Source organism: Cupriavidus sp. FW305-F7, assembly GCF_058782875.1.
Window position 1 is genome coordinate 41,295 of the sequence record NZ_JBYSYC010000007.1, and the last position, 19,471, is coordinate 60,765.

Sequence of the window (19,471 nt, forward strand, 5' to 3'; positions counted from 1 at the left end):
GAAAGGCGATGACTCAGTACGTCACCACCCCGCAGCGTGCGCTGCGCAAACTGGCCGGCGCCGCATTGGGCGCCGTCGTCCTGCTGGCCGCCCAACTGGCGCAGGCCGCGATCCCGATCGAGCACTGGACCGCGTCCACCGGCGCCAAGGTGTTCTTCGTGCACAGCCCGTCGATCCCGATGCTCGACGTCAATATCGACTTCGACGCCGGCAGCCGCTATGACCCGCCGGGCAAGGCCGGGCTGGCCACGCTGACCGCCGCGCTGCTGGACAAGGGCGCCGCGGCGCTGGAGGGCCAGCCGGCGCGCGATGAAGCGAAGATCGCCGATGGCTTTGCCGATACCGGTGCCGCCTTTGGCGGCGCTGCCGGCGGCGACCGCGGCGGCATCGGGCTGCGCACGCTGACCGAGCAGCCGGAGCTGGACCAGTCAGTCGCGCTGGCCGCGCAGCTGATCAAGGCACCGACCTACCCGGACGCCGTGGTCGGGCGCGAGAAGCAGCGCCTGATCACCGCCATCCGCGAAGCCGACGCCAAGCCCGGCGTAATCGCCGACAAGGCGCTGGCCAAGGCCATGTATCCCGACCACCCCTACGGCGTGGCCGCGACGCCGGACAGCGTGGCGTCGATCACACGCGACGACATCGTCAGGTTCTGGCGCGACAACTACGGCGCGCAGCGCGCCGTGGTGACGCTGATCGGCGCGGTCGACCGCAAGCAGGCCGAAGCCATTGCCGAGCAGCTCACGCGCGGGCTGCCGCCCGGCAGCGCGGCGCCGGCCATGCCGCAGGTGCGCCTGAACATCGCCCCGAGCGAGCAGCGCATGCCGCATCCGGCACAGCAGTCCAGCGTGGCCATCGGCCAGCCGGCCATTGCCCGCGGCGACCCCGATTACTTCGCGCTGCTGGTGGGCAACTACGTGCTGGGCGGCGGCGGCTTCAGCTCGCGCCTGACTGACGAGGTGCGCGAGAAGCGCGGCCTGACCTACGGCGTGGACAGCTACTTCGCGCCGTCCAAGCAGCCGGGTCCGTTCGGCATCAGCCTGCAGACCAAGAAGGCGCAGACCGACGAAGCGCTGGCGCTGGTGCGCCAGGTGCTGGCGCGCTTTGTCGCCGAGGGCCCGACCGAGAAAGAGCTGCGCGCGGCCAAGGACAACCTCATCAACGGTTTCCCGCTGCGCATCGACAACAACCGCAAGCTGCTGACCAACGTCGCCAATATCGGCTGGTACGGGCTGCCGCTGGATTACCTGGACACCTGGACCGCCCAGATTGGCAAGGTCACGCGCGAGCAGGTCAGGGCCGCTTTCCAGCGTCATGTGCGCCCGGACAATATGGCGACGGTGATCGTCGGCGGCCCGGTGGCAGCGCCTGCGACCGCCGCCAGGCAGTGATGCCGGCACCGCTTGGGCCCGTCATGCGCGCCGGGGCTCCGGCGCGTGCGGCGAACCGGCCCGCAGGCTCTACAATCACGGGATGAATTCGCGTTCCCGATTGCCGACGCCCGCCACCGGCGGGCGACCCGCCTCTCCTGCCGCTGCCAGCGGCGGGCGTTCCCCCGTTTCCGCGGCGCCACGCCAGGCACCGCGCCAGGCACCACGCCAGGAACCGTCCCAGGTCCGCATCATCGGCGGCCGCTGGAAGCGCACCTTGCTGCCCGTTCCCGACGCCCAGGGCCTGCGCCCCACGCCCGACCGCGTGCGCGAGACGCTCTTCAACTGGCTCGGCCAGGACCTGTCCGGGCTGGAATGCCTGGACCTGTTCGCCGGCTCCGGCGCGCTCGGCTTCGAGGCCGCCTCGCGCGGTGCCGCCGCGGTCACGCTGGTCGAGTCCAATGCGCGCGTGGCCAAGCAGCTGCGCGACAACCAGTACCGGCTCGACGCGGCCCAGGTGCGCGTGATGCAGGGCGATGCCTTTGCCATTGCCGCGCAGCTGCCCGATGCCAGCTTCGACGTGGTTTTCCTGGATCCGCCCTTTGCCGAGGACTGGATCGGGCCGGCGCTGGAGCATGCGGCGCGGCTGTCGCGGCCCGGCGGCGCAGTCTATGTCGAGACCGACCATGCGCTGACCGGTGCCGACGCGCCGGTGCCGGCATCGCTTGAAATCGTGCGCCACGCGCGCGCCGGCGCGGTGCATTTCCACCTGCTGCAGCATCGCGTGCCGGGCAACGGCGCGGCCTGATGCACCAGGCTGGGGCGATTGTCGGGGTAGGCCTGTTCCGCAATGAGGAAGGTCCCCTTCCTCAATAGGAAACGGGTTCTTAGCTGCGCTGCGGCAAAACGGTGCGCCGGGCGACTTCCAAGTGGCGCATTTGGGGTTACACTACGCCGCTGTCACAACGCTCGCGACGCAGCACCCACGCCGGTCCGGCCGGCGCAAGAGGCGGCCCACGGCCGGCAGCGGGCAGATCAAGGAGGAAGTATGGTCATCGCGGTCTATCCCGGCACGTTCGATCCAATGACCCGGGGACACGAGGATCTGGTCCGCCGTGCGTCGAACATCTTCGACGAACTGGTGGTGGGCGTGGCGCACAGCCCCAACAAGCGCCCGTTCTTTTCGCTCGAAGAGCGCATCGGCATTGCCCGTGAAGTGCTCGGGCATTATCCCAATGTGCGCGTCGAAGGCTTTTCCGGCCTGCTCAAGGACTTTGTGCGCAACAACAATGCGCGCGTGATCGTGCGTGGCCTGCGCGCGGTGTCCGACTTCGAGTACGAATTCCAGATGGCAGGCATGAACCGCTACCTGCTGCCCGACGTGGAAACCATGTTCCTGACGCCGTCGGACCAGTACCAGTTCATCTCCGGCACCTTTGTGCGCGAGATCGCGGTGCTGGGCGGCGACGTCAGCAAGTTCGTGTTCCCGTCGGTGGAACGCTGGCTGCAAGAGAAAATCGGCAAACCGGAATAAAATAGCAGACTCAGATACGTCGAGTCGCGGCCAGTCGGGCGCGGGCGTGTCCGCAGGAAGGAAACACCATGGCGCTGATGATCACTGACGACTGCATCAACTGCGACGTTTGTGAGCCCGAGTGCCCGAACGAAGCCATTTCGATGGGGCCCGAGATCTATGAAATCGACCCCAACAAGTGCACCGAGTGTGTCGGGCACTTCGACGAGCCGCAATGCCAGCAGGTCTGCCCGGTCGCCTGTATCCCCAAGGATCCGAACCGCGTCGAAACGCATGAGGTCCTGATGCAGCGCTACCGGCTGCTGACGGCCGCAAAGCACGCCGCCTGACCCGCAGCTTCAGCCAGGCAAAAAAAGCCCCCGGCACCGCAAGGTGACGGGGGTTTAACTTTTCCCCAGTTACTGCTGCTACTACCTACAACACTGCGCGGTCACGCACCCATCGGCTTGCCGTCGCTACGGCGCACCACGATGGTGGACGAGCGCGGCGGCTTGGCCGCGTCCGGCCACTTGCCGGTGGGATGCTGGATATTGATGAAGCAGGTGGTCAGGTCCGGCGTGTAGGCAATGCCGGTGATCTCGCAGCCGGTCGGGCCCGCCAGGAAGCGCCGGGACTGACCCGTCGGCGAGATGTAGTACATGCTGTTGTTGCCGAACGTGCCGGTATAGGTGGCGCTGGTGCTGGAATCGGTCTGCACCCACAGGCGGCCCTTGGGGTCGACGCGCAGGCCGTCCGGGCTGGAGAAGGTGTCGCCGTTGATATTGCCCTTCAGGTTGTCGGTGGCCAGCGACGGGTCGCCTGCCTGCAGCAGGATGCTCCACGTGAAGGTCGTGGCCAGCGGCGAATTGCCGGCTTCGTTCCACTTGACGATATGGCCGTGCAGGTTGTTCTTGCGCGGGTTGGCGGCGTCGGTCTGCTGGCGGCCGCTGTTGTTGGTCAGCGTGCAGTAGAGCGTCTTGTCCGGTGCGGCCGTGATCCACTCGGGGCGGTCCATCAGCGTGCCGCCGGCCGCGCGCGCGGCCGATTTGGTGTTGATCAGCACATCGGCCTGGCTGGTGAAGTCGACCGTGCTCGGCGCCGGCGAGACCGCCGACTGGGTCCAGTTGCCCGGGTCCGATGCGCCGACGGTCAGGCCGTTCTTGCCCTGCGTCAGCTCGATCCACTGGCCGCTGCCGTCGGCATTGAACCTGGCAACGTAAAGCGTGCCGCTGTCCAGCAGGTTGGCATTGGCGGCGCGGTTGTTCGGATCGAAGGCCTTGCTCGGGATGAATTTGTAGATGCAGCCCGGCGTGCCGTCATCGCCCATATAGAAGGCGACGTTGTTGCCGGCGTCGGTCAGGAAGGCGACGTTCTCATGGTCGAAACGGCCCATCGCCGTGCGCTTGGCCGGCGCGCCCAGCGTGCCGTACGGGTCGATCTCGACCACCCAGCCGTAGCCGTTCTCGGCCTGGGTCGGGTCGATGTAGTTGTCCGTGCTTTCTTCGCAGGTCAGGTAGGTGCCCCACGGCGTGTAGCCGCTCGAGCAGTTGTTGAGCATGCCGACCACGGTCGAGCCCACCACCGAGGCGGCCGGGCCGCCCACGCGGTACAGCGTGTTGCCGGTGTAGCGCTTGTTGTAGATCGAGTCGCGCTTGACCTGCCACTTGCCGCTGACGGCCAGTTCGACTTCGATCACCGAGATGCCCACCGCCGACAGGGCGATGCGCTTTTGCTCCGCGCTTGCGGTGGCGGCGTTGTAGGCGGTCGGGAACAGGATGTTGTAGTCCGGCAGTTCGTGGTTGATCGCGAGCAGGCCGCCCTTCTGCGGATCGACGCCCGGCAGCGCGAAGTAGTGCATGCCGTCGTGGTTGCCTCCGGCCTGGCGCTCGGTTTCGGCCGAGGACTGGAAGGCGCCGGCATAGCCGGTGGCGCCGGCTTCGACCGGGTCGCCGGCGGAGAACAGCACGTCGACGCTGTAGCCGTTGGGCACTACCACGGTATCGGCGGTCGACTTGGCGATCGGCTCGAAGGTGACGTCGTAGCTCGGGGCGACCGCGGCGGGCGCGGGGGCCGGAGCGGGTGCGGGCGCGGGGGCCGGTGCCGGTGCCGGTGCGGGATCGTCATCGCCGCCACAGGCGGCCAGCAGGCCGCTGCCGAACGCCGAGGCCAGCGACAGGCCCAGGCCGCCGCGCAGCACCCGGCGGCGGGCCGGATTGGCGGCTACGATGTCTTCAAGCATCTGGCCGGGCACTTCAACGTCGGGCTTGGCAGCGCGGCTGGCGGCTCGTGCTTCATCGGTCAGGTACGACATGGGCTTCCTCCTGTGGGTTGTCATGCGCATCGGCCACCATGCGATACCGATGCGATTGGAAACCACGGAATGTATGTGCCGCCCATGGCACTTTGATGACATATTGTCTGCAACAGCAGTCTTGGGCTGCCAAATGACGACGGGCCGCAGATGCGGCCCGTTTTCATGCTGTTGTCGCAGGGATGTGCGTATTTGTCAGCGCGTGGTGTGCAGCTGCGCCATGGCGCGTTCGGCATCGCCGCGCGCCAGCAGGCCGAGCGGGTCGATGCAGCGGTCGATGGCGGCATCGATGGCTTCCTGCTCCTCGCGCCGCGGCGGTTTGAGCACGAAGTTGACCACGTCCTCGCGGCCCGCGCCGGCGCCGCCGGGCGCGTTGCGCGGATGGCCCACGCCCAGGCGCAGGCGCCAGTAGTCCTGCGTGGACAGGTGGGCCGAGATGTCCTTGAGCCCGTTGTGGCCGCCCGCGCCGCCGCCGCGCTTGAGCTTGGCCGCGCCCGCCGGCAGGTCCATCTCGTCGTGCGCGACCACGATCTCGTCGGGGAGGACCTTGTAGAAGCGCGCGAGCGACACCACGGCCAGCCCGGAGCGGTTCATGAAGGTCGACGGCTTGAGCAGCCAGATATCCTGGTCCCACAGCCGCGCACGCGCGGCCAGGCCGTGGAAGCGGCCCTCCACGCGCATCGTGGCGCCGCCCATGCGGGCCAGCTGGTCCACCAGCCAGAAGCCGGCGTTGTGTCGGGTGGCCTCGTACTCCGCACCGGGATTGCCGAGGCCGACGATGAGCTTGATCATGCGTTTGACTGGGTCGTTGGCGCGCAAGGCTGCGCCACAAGCGCCAAGGATACCGAAAAACCGGCAGACGGCTGCCGGGCGAAAAAAAACCGCCGCAAGAAGCGGCGGTTTCTTCGTGGCGCGGCCGGCAGGCCGCAACCGCTGCTGCAGCTTAGGCAGCCGGCGTTTCGCCAGCGGCTTCGCCACCTTCGGCAGCTTCCGACACGGCACCAGCCGGTTGCGAGATGCTGGCGATAGCCGGGTTGTCGTCACCGTGGGTGATCACGGTCACGCCCTTCGGCAGCTTGATGTCCGACAGGTGGACGGTCTGGTTCAGCTCGGCGGCGGCCAGGTCCACTTCGATGAACTCAGGCAGGTCGGCCGGCAGGCACGACACTTCCAGGTCGTTCACGATGTGGTTGACGATGCCGTGGCCCAGCTTCACGCCAGGAGCGGTTTCCTGGTTCATGAAGTGCAGGGGCACCTTGACGTGGATCTTGTCGTTGGCCGACACGCGCTGGAAATCGACGTGCAGCACCAGCGGCTTGAACGGGTGCATCTGGAATGCGCGCAGCAGGGCCTGTTCCGACTTGCCAGCGACTTCCAGTTCCAGGATCGACGAGTGGAACGCTTCCTTCTTCAGGGCGTGCCACAGCGCGTTGTGATCCAGTTCGATCATCTTCGGTTCGGCGGCGCCGCCGTAGATGATGCCGGGGGTCTTGCCCGAATTGCGCAGGCGGCGGCTCGCACCCGTTCCCTGTACGCTACGCTCGAAAGCGACAACTTTCATGATGACTCCAAATGTAAGAAGGCTGTCCGCGACCAGACAGCCTCGTTGCGGCGCAAACAGAAAATGATGCGCCGATCAGGTCACGTTGATCGCTGAAAAACGGCGATCAACGCAGTAAAGCCCTAAATTCTATCAGGAACCCGCAAACAGCGACATGATCGAGTCGCCCTTGACGATGCGGGTGAAGGTCTCGGCCAGCAGCGGGGCGGTCGAGAGCTGGCGGATCTTGGTGCATTTGGCGGCTTCTTCGGACAGCGGGATGGTGTCGCATACCACCACTTCGTCCAGCGCCGAGTCCGCGATGCGGGCGGCCGCGCCACCCGACAGCACCGGGTGCGTGCAGTAGGCGAAGACCTTCAGCGCGCCGCGCTCCTTCAGCACCTGGGCGGCCTTGCACAGCGTGCCGCCGGTGTCGATCATGTCATCCATGATGACGCAGTTGCGGCCGTCGACTTCACCGATGATGTTCATCACCTCGGCCACATTGGCCTTGGGACGACGCTTGTCGATGATCGCCAGGTCGCAGTTCAGTTCCTTGGCCAGTGCGCGGGCACGGACCACGCCGCCGACGTCCGGCGACACCACCAGCAGGTCGCCGTAGTTCTTCTCGCGCAGGTCGCCCAGCAGTACCGGCGAAGCGTAGATGTTGTCGACGGGAATATCAAAGAAGCCCTGGATCTGGTCAGCGTGCAGGTCCATCGTCAGCACGCGCTCGACACCGGCGACTTCCAGCATGTTGGCCACGACCTTGGCCGAGATCGCGACGCGCGCCGAACGCGGGCGGCGGTCCTGGCGGGCATAGCCGAAGTAGGGCATGGCGGCGGTGATGCTGCGTGCCGAGGCGCGCTTGAGCGCGTCGACCATCACCATCAGTTCCATCAGGTTGTCGTTGGTCGGCGCGCAGGTGGACTGCAGCACGATGACGTGCTTGCCGCGAACGTTTTCCTGGATATCAACTTGAACTTCGCCGTCGGAGAAACGGCCAACCAACGCCTTGCCCAGAGGAATGCCGAGGTGCTGTACGACAGCCTCCGCGAGTTTGGGGTTGGCGTTGCCGGTAAATACCATCAAGCCTTCGCTGCTCATTCGGGGCACCTGTCTTGCTGCTGGGGGAGCTTGGTGTCACCGGCAAAGCCGGTGACTGATACAGAGGGTCCGTAAGGACACTATAGGAATGTAATGGCAGGGGAAGAAGGATTCGAACCTTCGAATGCCGGAATCAAAATCCGGTGCCTTGACCAACTTGGCGACTCCCCTACACAACCGGGCCGTTCTTCGTGGTACCAGACTGCCGTACCGCGCCGAACGAAAACTTGCTACGCGAGCGCTGCGAGCGGATGACGTGCCAGACTGCGCACACACCTGCCATCCCATTCAGGGGGCAACCTTTCCAAAACCTGCTGTGCTGTTGCTGCGTCGGGAAAACGCGCAAACACGCAGGCTCCGGAACCGGTCATCCTGGCATGCTGATTGTGTTGCTTCAGCCATGCTAGGGCTCGGGCGACTTCGCCGAACTTCGCTGTTGCTATCGGTTCCAGGTCGTTGCGACCGAAATCGAATTTGTTTGTGCGAGCAGCGAAGACCGCAATTATGGAGAGCGGCGTATCCCTTGTCAAGCACTCGTCCGAAAAAATTTCAGCGGTGGGGACATGCTGTTTCGGGTGGATGACTACGAACCAGCTGTCGGGCAGCTCGACTGGCGTCAGGTCCTCGCCGATGCCCTGTGCAAAGGCGTTCTGGCCCAACACGAACACCGGCACGTCGGCGCCCAGCGCGAGGCCGATGCGCATCAGTTCGGCACGCGCAAGGCCCAGTCCCCACAGGTGATTCAGCGCCAGCAGCGTGGTGGCGGCATCGGACGAGCCGCCACCGATGCCGCCGCCCATCGGCAGCACCTTGTCGATGGCGATATCGGCGCCGAAGGCCGTGCCGCTGGCAGCCTGCAAGGCGCGCGCGGCGCGCACTGTCAGGTCTGTGTCGGCCGGCACGCCGGGCACGTCGGTGACACGTGCGATGAGGCCGTCATCGCGCCTGCGGAAATGCAGCGTGTCGCACCAGTCGACCAGCTGGAACACGGTCTGCAGCGTGTGGTAGCCGTCGGCGCGGCGGCCGGTCACGTGCAGGAACAGGTTGAGCTTGGCCGGCGCGGGGCAGTCGCGCAGTTCGGGCGGGGGCAGGGGCTGGCTGCGGTGCATGGCGTGGTTCACGGCGTCTGGGGATCGATCACGAGGCGCACCGACAGCGGATTGCTGCCGGCGTCGCGCGCCAGGTCGATGCGGCGCGGCACTTGGGCGGCCGCTTCCTGCCAGGCGACGTAGCGCACGGTCCAGCCGTTCTGCGCCAGCGTTGCCAGCCGGCCCTGCTCGTCGCGCGTGGTGCGCGCGGGCGCGCCCTTGGTGGCGCGGCCGTGCAGCCAGTCGCGCATGCCGGACACCGGCAGCGCAAAGCCAAGTGCTTCTTCCATCAGGGTGTCGACCTCGGGCGCGTTGCGCGGCGGCTGGTTGGGCAGGTCGAGCGTGGCGCCGGACGGCGTGGCGGTCACCACGGCCAGGGTCTGGCCAAGCGGGGACACCAGGTCTAGTCGCACGTTGCGGCCCTGCTCTTCCCAGCGGAAGCTTCCCTGCACGCCTTCGTCGCGCCCGTAGCGCACGTAGTTGGCGGAGAAGCGGCCGGTGTATTGCTGGCTGGCGGCGGCCTGGTCGCCATCAAAGCTGCGCGACGGTGCCACGCTGGCACACGCCTGCAGCAGCAGCGGGGCGCCAAGGCAGAGGAGCGCCAGGCGTCGGGATCGGTTCATGGGCTTGGTCGTGAGGACGGCGGCGCGGCGGCGGCCGCCGGCTGACGGGAATCCGGCGCCGCGGACCCGGGCTGCGGGCCGCGGCGGCGGGGTTACTTGGACAGTTGCATGTTGACCTTGTAGCGGCGCAGCGTGTCGACCAGGGTCTCGTTCTCGGGATCGGTCCGGACGGCCTCGGTCCAGGTCTTGCGCGCTTCGTCGTGCTCGCCGAGCTGCCACAGCACCTCGCCCAGGTGCGCGCCGATCTCGGCCTCGGGCGCCTTGGAATAGGCGTTGCGCAGCAGGTCGGCCGCCGGGCGCAGGTCGCCCATGCGGAATTTGACCCAGGCCAGGCTGTCCATGATGTACGGATCATCCGGCCCCAGCTCGGAGGCGCGCTCCAGCAGCTTGAGCGCCTCGGGCAGGCGCTCGTTGCGGTCGGCCAGCGAGTAGCCCAGGGCGTTGTAGCCCTGCTTCTGCTGCGGCTGCAGCGCGATCACCTTGCGCAGGCCCTTTTCCATGCTGTCGTAGCGCTTCTGGCGCTCGTCGAGCATGGCCAGCTCGTAGATCCAGTCGGCGTTGTCGGGCTCGGCCGTGACGCGGTCGTTGAGCAGCTTGCGGGCGCGGTCATAGGCCTTGCTTTCCATCAGCGTGGCCACCTCGGCCTGGCGGATGGCGGTCACGCGCTGCGTGCGCTGGCCGGGATCGGGGATGTCCTCGGCGTCGGTGAGCATCTCGCCGAAGAGCGCCTGGGCGTCGTCGAGCTTGCCCATGCGCGCCAGCAACTGTGCGCGCTTGGCGGTGGCCGCGGGCGCCAGCCGGATGTCCTCGATGCGGTCCAGCCACTGGATGGCACCGGCGTAGTCCTTGCGCTCCTCGGCGATCTGCGCCAGGTACTGGTAGGCAATGTCGGGGTTGGCGGTGGGCTGCTTCTCGACCAGCTGCAAGTATTCCTTCAGGTACTGCTCGGCCTCGCCGTAGTTCTTGGCCTGCAGGCTGGTCAGGCCCAATGCCAGCGGCACGCGCGGGTCGCCCGGGGCTACCTTGCGCAGCGTCTCGAACTCCTGCCGGGCCGACTGCATGTCATTGCGCAGCAGGTACAGCCGCGCCAGCGTGATATGGCCGTTGACCGAATCGGGCGACTTGTCCAGGAAGCGCTTCAGGATCGCGACGGCTTCGTCGGGCTGTTTCTCGGCGCGCAGCTCGGCCGCCATCAGCGCGGCCGCTTCATAGTCCGGGCGCAGCCGCAGCGCCTGGTCGAGCGCGGCGAGCGCGCCCGGCTCGTCGCCGGCGACTTCCCTGGCGCGCGCCAGGGCCAGCTGCGTTTCAGGCAGCTTGGTGTCATTCTTGGTCAGGTCCTGCAGCAGTGTGGCCGCGCCGGCCGGATCGCTGGTGCGCGACAGCTGCTGCTGCAGCTGCAGGATGGCCTCGCCGCGATGGGTGGCCGGCACCGCCGCCAGCTGTTGCTGCAGCAGGGGCCGGGCATCGTCCCAGCGGCCGTTGAGCACCAGCAGCGTCGACAGCACCTGATTTGCGGCGGGTGAAGTCGGCGAAATCTCCTTCCACAGGCGCGCCGAGTCCAGCGCCTGCTGCGGGATGCGCGCATTGAAGGCGATCTCGGTGGCGCGCTGCGCGAAGCGCGGGTCGCGGGTCTGCCGGGCCAGTTCCATGTAGGTCCGGTAGGCCGGGCCGACCAGGCCCCGCTGCATGGAAATCTCTGCGGCCAGCACCATATAGACGATGTCGTCGGTCAGCTCCAGCGACGGCAGCGCGCTGCGTGCCGGCTTGCTGGCGGCGGCGGGGCGCTCGCTTTCGGCCGCGGCCAGCTGCAGTGCCGATGGCAATGGCATGGCGCCCGCGGGCGGCGCGCCATGGCTGGCGCCGGCGGCCAGGGCCAGCAATGCCGAGGCGGCCAGCGCACGCGCATGGCGGCGCGGCGCCTGGAAAAACCGGGCCAGGGCGCCAGCCGTGCGCGCTGTGCGGGGAACGGCGCCTGGAAAAGCGATCGGGAGGCCGCCCGCGGTGGCTTGCAACGTGGAGTCCGGCATCAGGTCCGGCATGAGGTCCGACATGTAGTGATTGCTCCGGCGCGCGCTGGCGAAGGATGGGAGAAAACGCATTGATGAGGCCATTGTAGCCTGCCGCTACAATGCGCTGCTTGGCGCCGCGGGCCGGTGCCCACAGGCGCCGCAGGAGTTTTGAGCGGTAACCAACGGAGAGGTTCGATGCCAGAATTGCCCGAGGTCGAAGTGACCCGGCGCGGCTTACTGCCGCATGTGGTGGGGCGGCGCATCGCCGCGGTCACGGTGCGCCACCGCGGCCTGCGCTGGCCGGTCGATCCGGAACTGGAAATGCGGCTGGCCCAGCGCGTGGTGCGCCGGATCGAGCGCCGCGGCAAATACCTGCTGCTGGAATGCGTGAGCGAGGCGGCGGGCGAGTCGGCCGGCTGGCTGCTGGTCCACCTGGGCATGACCGGCACGCTGCGGGTGCTGCCCGATGCGCCGCCGCCTGGCGCGCACGACCACCTGGACCTGTTGCTGGCCCCCGCGCCCGGCGCCGCGCTGGGCACCCAACCGGGCACCATCGTGCTGCGCTTTCGCGATCCGCGCCGCTTCGGCGCCATCCTGTGGAGCACGCTGCCCGAGGCCGAACTGCCGTCGCATCCGCTGCTGCGCACGCTCGGCATCGAGCCCTTCGATCCTGCCTTCGACGGCGCCTGGCTGCACCGCCACACGCGCGGGCGCAGCGCCGCCATTAAGACCGTGCTGCTGGCCGGTGGCATCGTGGTGGGCGTCGGTAATATCTATGCGTCCGAGAGTCTGTTCCGCGCCGGCATCCGCCCGACCACCCCGGCCGGGCGCCTGAGCCGCGCGCGCTGCGACCGCCTGGCGCAGGCGGTGCGCGAGACCCTGGCGCAGGCGATCGAGCGCGGGGGCAGCACGCTGCGCGACTTTGTCGGCAGCGACGGCGCCAGCGGCTATTTCCAGCTTGATTGCCTGGTCTACGACCGCGCCGGCCAGCCGTGCCGCGTCTGCGCCACGCCGGTGCGCCAGATCGTGCAGGGCCAGCGTTCCACCTTCTACTGCCCGAACTGCCAGCACTGAGCCCCGGCGGCAGCCGCCCGGGCAGGCGCCGTGTGGCGCACAATGCGCGCCGCCGGCGATTGTCGATGGGTCGGCGCAACACTCCTTGTGCAAGCCATGACCGAGGGACGTGAATTCCACAAAACCGCTGTGGAAACCTGTATCGTGTGTGCAGTCATAAAAAGTTACAAAATGGCCCGACCGCTTGCAGGGTAGACAGTGGTCGGGCCGGCATTGCGCGAACACGGGCGCAGCGCGAAAGCGGCGTGCCCCGAGGTAAAACCAAGTCAGCCGAACAGCTCCATGACAACGCTCGCCCATCAATTCGAACAATACGGCGCCTGGAGAACCGGGGTCCTCCAGTCACTGGCCGAATTCCAGTCCTGGCTGCAGCAGCACGACCTGTACGACGCCCAGGCCGATGACCGCGTGCAGCGCATCCAGAGCGTGCTGCGCAGCGACCGCCTCAAGGTCGCCTTTATTGCCGAGTTCTCGCGCGGCAAGAGCGAGCTGATCAACGCCATCTTCTTTGCCGACTACGGGCGCCGCATCCTGCCGTCGTCGGCGGGGCGCACCACGATGTGCCCGACCGAGCTGCGCTATGACGAGGCCGAGCCGCCGTGCATCCGGCTGCTGCCGATCGAGACACGCCTGCAGGAGGCCTCTACCGCTGACTTCCTGGAGGCCGGCACCTCGGCTTCGCACTGGCATTCGGTGCCGCTGGACCCGTCTTCGCCCGAGGGCATGCTGGCTGCGTTCCAGCACGTGGTGCAGACCGTGCGCGTGCCGCCCGCGCAGGCCGAGGCGCTGGGCCTATACCACGAGAACGATCCCGATGCCGCCTACGCGGTCGATGCCGAGGGCATGGTCGAGATCTCGCGCTGGCGCCACGCCGTCATCAATTTCCCGCATCCGCTGCTGCGCCAGGGCCTGGTGATCCTGGACACGCCGGGCCTGAATGCGATCGGCACCGAGCCCGAGCTGACGCTGCGGCTGATCCCCGACGCCCATGTGGTGGTGTTCGTGCTGGCCGCCGATGCGGGTGTCACCAAGAGCGACCTGGAGCTGTGGCGCAGCCATGTCGGCGCCGGCCACCGGCGCGGCTGCCTGGCGGTGCTCAACAAGATCGACGGGCTGTGGGATCCGCTGCGCGAGCCGGGCGAGATCGAGCAGGAGATTGCGCGGCAGGTGTCCACCACCGGGCAGGTGCTGGGTATCGAGCAGTCGCGCGTCTATCCGGTATCGGCGCAGAAAGGCCTGGTGGCCAAGGTCACGCACGACGACGAGCTGCTGGCGCGCAGCGGCCTGCCCGAGTTCGAGCACGTGCTGTCCGACCAGCTGATCCCGCGCCGGCGCGAGATCGTTTCAGACCAGGCGCACCGCCTGGTGCAGGACATGGCGCGCGCCGCGCAGCAGCTGCTGCAGACCCGCCGCCGCGATATCGTCGAGCAGCTGTTCGAGCTGCGCGGCCTGCGCGGCAAGAACCACGCGATGGTCAAGCACATGCTGATGCGCGTGCAGGGCGAGAAGGAAGAGTTCGAGCAGAGCATCAGCAAATTCCAGGCGCTGCGCCTGGTCTTCGGCCGCCACAGTGCCGACATCATCAAGAGCCTGCAGCTGCGCGACGTGCGCCTCACCATGCGCAGCGCGCGCGAGCAGATGAAAGAGCGCTTCTTCTCGCGCGGCCTGCGCGAAGACATGGACGCGCTGTTCGCGCAGCTGACCAGGCTGGTGACCGATGCCGACAACAAGATCAGCCAGCTGCACCAGCTGATCGAAAGCATGTACCGGCGCTTCAACGCCGAGCACGGCTTCACGCTGCCCGCGCCGATGCAGTTCACTGCCGAGCGCTACGTGGCCGAGCTTGAGGAAACGCTGCGCCTGGTGCATGCGCACTTCGGCACGGTCAGCATGCTGACGCGCTCGCGCCCGCAGCTGGTGCAGAGCGCCTTCAGCACCATGGCCAGCCGCGTGCTGGAGAACTTCCGCGACCTGAACCGCGATATCGAGGTCTGGCTCAAGTCGGTGATGACGCCGCTGGAGGCGCAGGTGCGCGAGCACCAGAAGCAGCTGCGCCGGCGCGTCGATTCGATCGAGCGCATCCACGAGGCCACCGACACGCTGGAAAGCCGCATTGCCGAGCTCGAGGAAGTGCTCAACGGCCTGGACGAGCGCAGCGGCCGTATCGAGGGCTACGCGCAGCGGCTGCTGCGGCCGACGGCCGCCGCCGACAGCGCGAGCCTTGCGGTGGCGTAGCCAGATCCTGAAGCCGGTATATCATGTGGCGCCGCACTGAGCGGCGCCATTTACTTTGGTGCGCCGCCGTGCCCCCGCGCTTCAGAACGTTTCACCCAGATGCCCCGCAAACCAGCCCCCCGTGCCGTTCCCGCCATCCCCGACGATATCCGCGTGCCGCCCGACTTCGGCGCCCGCGTGGTCGACTGGCAGCGCCAGCATGGCCGGCACGACCTGCCGTGGCAGAACACGCGCGACCCGTACCGCATCTGGCTGTCGGAGATCATGCTGCAGCAGACCCAGGTGAGCGCGGTGATCGACTACTTCCAGCGCTTTGTCTCGCAGCTGCCCACGGTGCAGGCACTGGCGGCGGCGCCTGCCGACCAGGTCATGGCGCTATGGGCGGGGCTGGGCTACTACTCGCGCGCGCGCAACCTGCACCGCTGCGCCATGCAGGTGGTGAGCGAGCACGGTGGCCGTTTCCCGACCGATCCCGCGCTGCTGGCCACGTTGCCCGGCATCGGCCGCTCCACCGCCGCGGCGATCGCCGCGTTCAGCGCCGGCGTGCGCTCGCCGATCCTGGACGGCAACGTCAAGCGCGTGTTCGCGCGCTGCTTCGGCATCCACGGCCATCCGGGCGAGCGCGTGGTGGAAACGCGCATGTGGCAGCTGGCCGAGCTGGCCTTGCCGGCGGCAGGCCCGCGCCAGGCCGAGGACATGATCGCCTATACGCAAGGGCTGATGGACCTGGGCGCCACGGTATGCTCGCGCGGCAAGCCGGCCTGCCTGGCCGATGCCGGCGCGTGCCCGCTGTCGGCCGACTGCGTGGCGCGCCGCGACGGTCTCACCGGCGTGCTGCCCACGCCCAAGCCGCGCGCGGCCATCCCCGAGCGCAGCACGGTGATGCTGCTGGTGCGGCGCCAGCGCGAAGTGCTGCTGCGCCTGCGCCCCGGCAGCGGCATCTGGGGCGGGCTGTGGAGCCTGCCTGAGATGCCGGTCGACAGCGTGCCCTTCGACGCGGAAGCCGCCGAGGCGGCGGCGCTCGACTATGCCAGCGCCTTCGGCAAGCCCGCGCGCGCCGCGCTGACCGGCGAGCTGACCCATGTGTTCACGCACTTCCGCCTGCTGATCCGTGCCATCCGGGTCGATGTGAGTGCGGACGGCGCAAGCCTGATGGCGCAGGACAGCGCCGCGGAAGCCGCGCAGCGCTGGATCTCGCTTGACGATCTCGATGCGGTGGGGACGCCCGCGCCGGTGCGCAGGCTGCTGGAGGACCAGGCGCGCGGCGGGCTGTTCTGAAGTCTGGGGTTGGGGATCCGCGCCTAGAGCATGTGGTTCTGGCGCATGTAGCGGTGCACGATCTCGATGCGCATGCCGGCATCGGGCAGCGCCATCAGCATCTGCTTGGCCTTGAGCGGCACCGGCAGCAACTCACACAGCCGGTTGGCGACCCAGCTCGGGTCGTCCCACAGGTAGGGCTCGTCGAACGGCAGCCGGTCAGGGTGCTCGGCGTGCAGCCGCGTGACAATGCGCCGCAGCGCATCCAGGCATTCGCCCAGCAGCTCCAGCTTGCAGTCGATGATGTCGGGGGGCAGCACCTCGGCGCGGGCGACCAGCAGGCCGTCGTCGCGGGTGTCATGGCTGACGATATGGAAGCGCTCGCGGCCGCGCGCGCGGATCAGCAGAACGCCCAGCTGCTCCATGTTGCAGTCGACGATTTCCGCCAGGCAGCCGACCAGCTCGGGCACGGTAGGCTGGTCCGGCCGGGCCACTTCCTCGCCGCTTTCGATCAGGCAAACGCCAAAGGGTGTGTTGTCGCGCAAGCAGTTGCGCACCATGTCGACATAGCGCGCCTCGAACACGCGCAATGGCAGCCGTCCACCGGGAAACAGCACGGTGTGCAACGGGAACAGCGGCAGGTTGTCGAGCGTCCGTGGCGGAACTTCTGATCCCGTGGGACGGTAGAGGTCGGTCGAGGACATGCAGTGCCAGCTTGGGTATCGCGCAGCAATGGGCCAGCCGGCCAACGCGGTGCGCAGATGCCAGTGATGCCAGTGGGCAGTCCCGCCTGCGTCAGCCCGCCGGTGCGAGCTCTCGGTGTCTCACCAGCACATTACCATGCGCCCGGAAGTAGTTGGCAAGCCTTTCCGTAATATAGACCGAGCGATGCTGCCCGCCGGTGCAGCCGATCGCCACGGTCAGGTAGCTGCGGTTGTCGGCAATGAAGCTTGGCAGCCACTTTTCCACATAGGCGCGGATATCCTCGGCCATTGCCAGCACCATTGGCTGGGCCTGCAGGAAGTCGATCACCGGCGTGTCACGCCCCGTCAGCGGGCGCAAGGCCAGGTCGTAATAGGGGTTGGGCAGCGAGCGCACGTCGAACACCATGTCCGCATCGCTGGGCACGCCATGCTTGAAGCCGAACGACTCGAACAGCAGCGTCAGCCGCTGGCTGTCGTCGCGGATCAGCTCCTTGATCCAGCTGCGCAGCGTATTGGTGCGCACATTGCTGGTGTCGATGCGGTGCGCGGCCTCGGCCAGCGGGCTCAGCAGCGCGCGCTCCATCTCGATCGCTTCCATCAGCGCGGTGTCGTTGAAGGCCGGTTCAACGCCAGGGCCCGGCATGCCGTCGGTACGCACCGACAGCGGGTGGCGGCGGCGCGTCTCGGAATAGCGCTGCACCAGTGCGTCGGTGCTGGCGGTCAGGAACACCACCTCGACCTGGTGCTCCGCGGCCAGCGCGCGCACGGTGTCGGGCAGCTGGTCGAGCGACTCGCGGCTGCGGATGTCAGTGGCGACGCCCAGGTGCGTATAGCCCTGGCTGTCGAGGTAGCGGGTCAGTTCCGGGATGAACTGAGCCGGCAGGTTGTCCACGCAGTAGTAGCCTGCGTCTTCGAGCACGTTCAGTGCGACGGACTTGCCGGAACCGGATATGCCGGTGATGAGGATGATGCGCATAGCAACTGAAGCATAGCATCACGTGATGAAGGCGTCATGACACCACGCACAAAGCAAGCATGGCGAACCTCGCGGTTCGCCATGCTTTTGCCGTCAGTTTGCGGCGCTGGGTGCGGCTCAGGCTGCCTTGGACAGGCATTCCTTCATGTAGGCCTTGTATTCGTCGCCCTTCTTGCCCTTGCCCGACTTGCTGCAGGAAGCCATTTTCTCCTGCTGGGTCTTGGACGCGCCCTTGGACAGGCACTCCTTCATGAACGCCTTGCGTTCGTCGCCCTTCTTGCCGGCGGCTTGCGTATTGCAGGCCTTCATCTTGTCCTGCTGGGCGTTGGCTGCGGGCTTGTCCGGGGTAGCCGGGGTGGCGGGCGTGGCAGGCATGGCCGGCGTTGCCGGTGCGGTGGCCGCTGGCTTGGCTGGCGTGGCGGGGGTTGCCGGCGTGGCCGTGGTCTGTGCAAAAGCGCTGGCGGCGATCATCGGGGTGACCAGCGCGCACATCGCGATCAGTTTCTTCATGCTTGCTCTCCTGGATGTGGAAAACTTCATGGCCGCGCGCCATTGCCGGCGTTGCAGCTTCCGTAACGGGCGCGATGCCCATTACAGCACAAAACGGAGCATGCCTGAAGAACGTTGACGTTCTGCGTCAACGCCGTTGTAAGCAAATGAAAACGCTGGGGCTCAGAGCAGGCGGCCCTGGCCGCGCGAAACCGCATCGGCCTGCATCGCGGCGCGCTGCCGGTCCATGAAGTCGCGCAGCGTATCGATGCCGCGCAGGCGCAGGATGGTGTTGCGCACCGCGGCCTCGACCAGCACGGCCAGGTTGCGCCCGGCCGCCACCTGGATCTTGACCATGTGGATCGGCAGGCCCAGCACGTCCAGGTATTGCGAATCGAGCGGCAGCCGCTCGAACTCGCCGTCGTTGCGGCGCACCAACTGCACCACCAGTTTGATCTTCATCTTCCGCCGCACCGCGGTCTCACCGAAGATGGTCTTGATGTCGAGCAGGCCCAGGCCGCGCACTTCAAGCAGGTTCTGCAGCAGCGGCGGGCAGCGGCCTTCGATAAAATCCGGCCCCAGGCGCACGAAGTCCACGGCATCGTCGGCCACCAGCCCGTGGCCGCGCGAGATCAGTTCCAGGCCCAGTTCGCTCTTGCCCAGGCCCGATTCGCCCATGATCAGCACGCCCATGCCCAGGATGTCGAGGAAGACCCCGTGCATGGTCACGCGCGGCGCGGAGATGCGCGACAGGTACAGGCGCAAGTGGTCGATCACCGCGGCCGACGACACCGGCGTGGTGAACAGCGGCGTGGACGAGCGCGTGCAGCGCAGTTCCAGGTCGGGCGGCGGCTCCATGCCGTCGGCGATCACCAGGAAGGGCGGCTCCAACAGGATCAGCTCGCCCATCTGGCGCTTGCGGGTCTCATCGTCCAGCCGCTGGTAATAAGTGATTTCGGGCTTGCCGAGCACCTGGATGCGGTTGGGGTGGATCAGGTTCAGGTGGCCCACCAGGTCGGCGGCGGAGGTGGCTTCGCGGGCGAACTCCACGTCGAAGGCGCGGTCCGCGCCTTCCAGGCCGGCCACCCACGAGAGTTTGATGTCGGCTGCGTTGTCGTCGAAGATGGACTGGGAGGTGACGCCGGTGAGTTCCATGCGGTATGACTGGTGGGGCG

18 protein-coding genes and 1 tRNA gene are annotated in these 19,471 nt (G+C 67.5%); 7 read left to right on the plus strand and 12 right to left on the minus strand.

Features of this window, described 5'->3' with window-relative positions:
- Nucleotides 1-8: 8 nt before the first annotated feature.
- The 4 genes from AC3WL8_RS08645 to AC3WL8_RS08660 all read left to right on the plus strand — a co-directional run bounded on the left by AC3WL8_RS08645 (nucleotide 9) and on the right by AC3WL8_RS08660 (nucleotide 3,233).
- The gene (locus AC3WL8_RS08645; protein ID WP_153953200.1) at nucleotides 9-1,391 is read left to right on the plus strand and encodes a M16 family metallopeptidase; all 1,383 of its coding nucleotides are present in this window, start codon (nucleotides 9-11) and stop codon (nucleotides 1,389-1,391) included.
- Nucleotides 1,392-1,473: 82 nt separating this feature from the next.
- Nucleotides 1,474-2,178, plus strand: coding sequence for a 16S rRNA (guanine(966)-N(2))-methyltransferase RsmD (gene rsmD, locus AC3WL8_RS08650; protein ID WP_013955460.1), 705 nt, complete (start codon nucleotides 1,474-1,476; stop codon nucleotides 2,176-2,178).
- Between the two features lie 240 nt (nucleotides 2,179-2,418).
- On the plus strand, nucleotides 2,419-2,904 hold the full coding sequence (gene coaD, locus AC3WL8_RS08655; RefSeq protein ID WP_010814369.1) for a pantetheine-phosphate adenylyltransferase: 486 nt from the start codon (nucleotides 2,419-2,421) through the stop codon (nucleotides 2,902-2,904).
- A 68-nt stretch (nucleotides 2,905-2,972) separates the two neighbouring features.
- Nucleotides 2,973-3,233 (plus strand): YfhL family 4Fe-4S dicluster ferredoxin, encoded by a 261-nt coding sequence (locus AC3WL8_RS08660; protein WP_010814370.1) that lies wholly within the window; start codon nucleotides 2,973-2,975, stop codon nucleotides 3,231-3,233.
- A gap of 101 nt (nucleotides 3,234-3,334) precedes the next feature.
- Here AC3WL8_RS08660 and AC3WL8_RS08665 read toward each other — a convergent pair whose 3' ends face one another.
- The 8 genes from AC3WL8_RS08665 to AC3WL8_RS08700 all read right to left on the minus strand — a co-directional run bounded on the left by AC3WL8_RS08665 (nucleotide 3,335) and on the right by AC3WL8_RS08700 (nucleotide 11,603).
- Nucleotides 3,335-5,194, minus strand: coding sequence for a PhoX family protein (locus AC3WL8_RS08665; protein WP_492378150.1), 1,860 nt, complete (start codon nucleotides 5,192-5,194; stop codon nucleotides 3,335-3,337).
- A gap of 195 nt (nucleotides 5,195-5,389) precedes the next feature.
- A complete protein-coding gene (pth, locus tag AC3WL8_RS08670; protein ID WP_013955462.1) occupies nucleotides 5,390-5,986 on the minus strand; it encodes an aminoacyl-tRNA hydrolase in 597 nt (198 codons plus the stop codon).
- Nucleotides 5,987-6,137: 151 nt separating this feature from the next.
- The gene (locus AC3WL8_RS08675) at nucleotides 6,138-6,755 is read right to left on the minus strand and encodes a 50S ribosomal protein L25/general stress protein Ctc (protein ID WP_153953202.1); all 618 of its coding nucleotides are present in this window, start codon (nucleotides 6,753-6,755) and stop codon (nucleotides 6,138-6,140) included.
- 132 nt (nucleotides 6,756-6,887) lie between these two features.
- Nucleotides 6,888-7,841 carry a ribose-phosphate pyrophosphokinase gene (locus AC3WL8_RS08680; RefSeq protein WP_010814374.1) on the minus strand — a complete coding sequence of 318 codons (954 nt, stop codon included), beginning with the start codon at nucleotides 7,839-7,841 and terminating at the stop codon, nucleotides 6,888-6,890.
- A 94-nt stretch (nucleotides 7,842-7,935) separates the two neighbouring features.
- Nucleotides 7,936-8,012, minus strand: a tRNA-Gln gene (locus tag AC3WL8_RS08685).
- Nucleotides 8,013-8,071: 59 nt separating this feature from the next.
- Nucleotides 8,072-8,950: a 4-(cytidine 5'-diphospho)-2-C-methyl-D-erythritol kinase gene (gene ispE / locus AC3WL8_RS08690; protein WP_013955464.1), complete on the minus strand. Its 879-nt coding sequence runs from the start codon at nucleotides 8,948-8,950 to the stop codon at nucleotides 8,072-8,074.
- Nucleotides 8,951-8,958: 8 nt separating this feature from the next.
- Entirely contained in the window at nucleotides 8,959-9,552 is a 594-nt protein-coding gene (gene lolB / locus AC3WL8_RS08695; RefSeq protein WP_013955465.1) for a lipoprotein insertase outer membrane protein LolB, read from the minus strand.
- 92 nt (nucleotides 9,553-9,644) lie between these two features.
- Entirely contained in the window at nucleotides 9,645-11,603 is a 1,959-nt protein-coding gene (locus AC3WL8_RS08700; RefSeq protein ID WP_492378151.1) for a tetratricopeptide repeat protein, read from the minus strand.
- A gap of 153 nt (nucleotides 11,604-11,756) precedes the next feature.
- On the opposite strand from AC3WL8_RS08700, the gene mutM reads away from it, so the two are divergent.
- The 3 genes from mutM (at nucleotide 11,757) to mutY (ending at nucleotide 16,148) form a co-directional block, all read left to right on the plus strand.
- The gene (gene mutM, locus AC3WL8_RS08705; protein WP_013955467.1) at nucleotides 11,757-12,635 is read left to right on the plus strand and encodes a bifunctional DNA-formamidopyrimidine glycosylase/DNA-(apurinic or apyrimidinic site) lyase; all 879 of its coding nucleotides are present in this window, start codon (nucleotides 11,757-11,759) and stop codon (nucleotides 12,633-12,635) included.
- A gap of 282 nt (nucleotides 12,636-12,917) precedes the next feature.
- Nucleotides 12,918-14,870, plus strand: a complete 1,953-nt coding sequence (locus tag AC3WL8_RS08710; protein WP_492378152.1) for a dynamin family protein — start codon at nucleotides 12,918-12,920, stop codon at nucleotides 14,868-14,870.
- Between the two features lie 99 nt (nucleotides 14,871-14,969).
- A complete protein-coding gene (gene mutY / locus AC3WL8_RS08715) occupies nucleotides 14,970-16,148 on the plus strand; it encodes an A/G-specific adenine glycosylase (protein ID WP_492378153.1) in 1,179 nt (392 codons plus the stop codon).
- A gap of 23 nt (nucleotides 16,149-16,171) precedes the next feature.
- Here the strand turns inward: mutY and AC3WL8_RS08720 are convergent, their stop codons facing one another.
- The 4 genes from AC3WL8_RS08720 to hprK form a co-directional block, all read right to left on the minus strand.
- Nucleotides 16,172-16,831: an LON peptidase substrate-binding domain-containing protein gene (locus AC3WL8_RS08720; protein ID WP_013955470.1), complete on the minus strand. Its 660-nt coding sequence runs from the start codon at nucleotides 16,829-16,831 to the stop codon at nucleotides 16,172-16,174.
- A 91-nt stretch (nucleotides 16,832-16,922) separates the two neighbouring features.
- The gene (gene rapZ / locus AC3WL8_RS08725) at nucleotides 16,923-17,807 is read right to left on the minus strand and encodes an RNase adapter RapZ (protein WP_013955471.1); all 885 of its coding nucleotides are present in this window, start codon (nucleotides 17,805-17,807) and stop codon (nucleotides 16,923-16,925) included.
- A gap of 117 nt (nucleotides 17,808-17,924) precedes the next feature.
- On the minus strand, nucleotides 17,925-18,317 hold the full coding sequence (locus AC3WL8_RS08730) for a PsiF family protein (protein ID WP_010814383.1): 393 nt from the start codon (nucleotides 18,315-18,317) through the stop codon (nucleotides 17,925-17,927).
- A gap of 162 nt (nucleotides 18,318-18,479) precedes the next feature.
- Nucleotides 18,480-19,451 carry an HPr(Ser) kinase/phosphatase gene (hprK, locus tag AC3WL8_RS08735; RefSeq protein WP_010814384.1) on the minus strand — a complete coding sequence of 324 codons (972 nt, stop codon included), beginning with the start codon at nucleotides 19,449-19,451 and terminating at the stop codon, nucleotides 18,480-18,482.
- Nucleotides 19,452-19,471 lie beyond the last annotated feature (20 nt).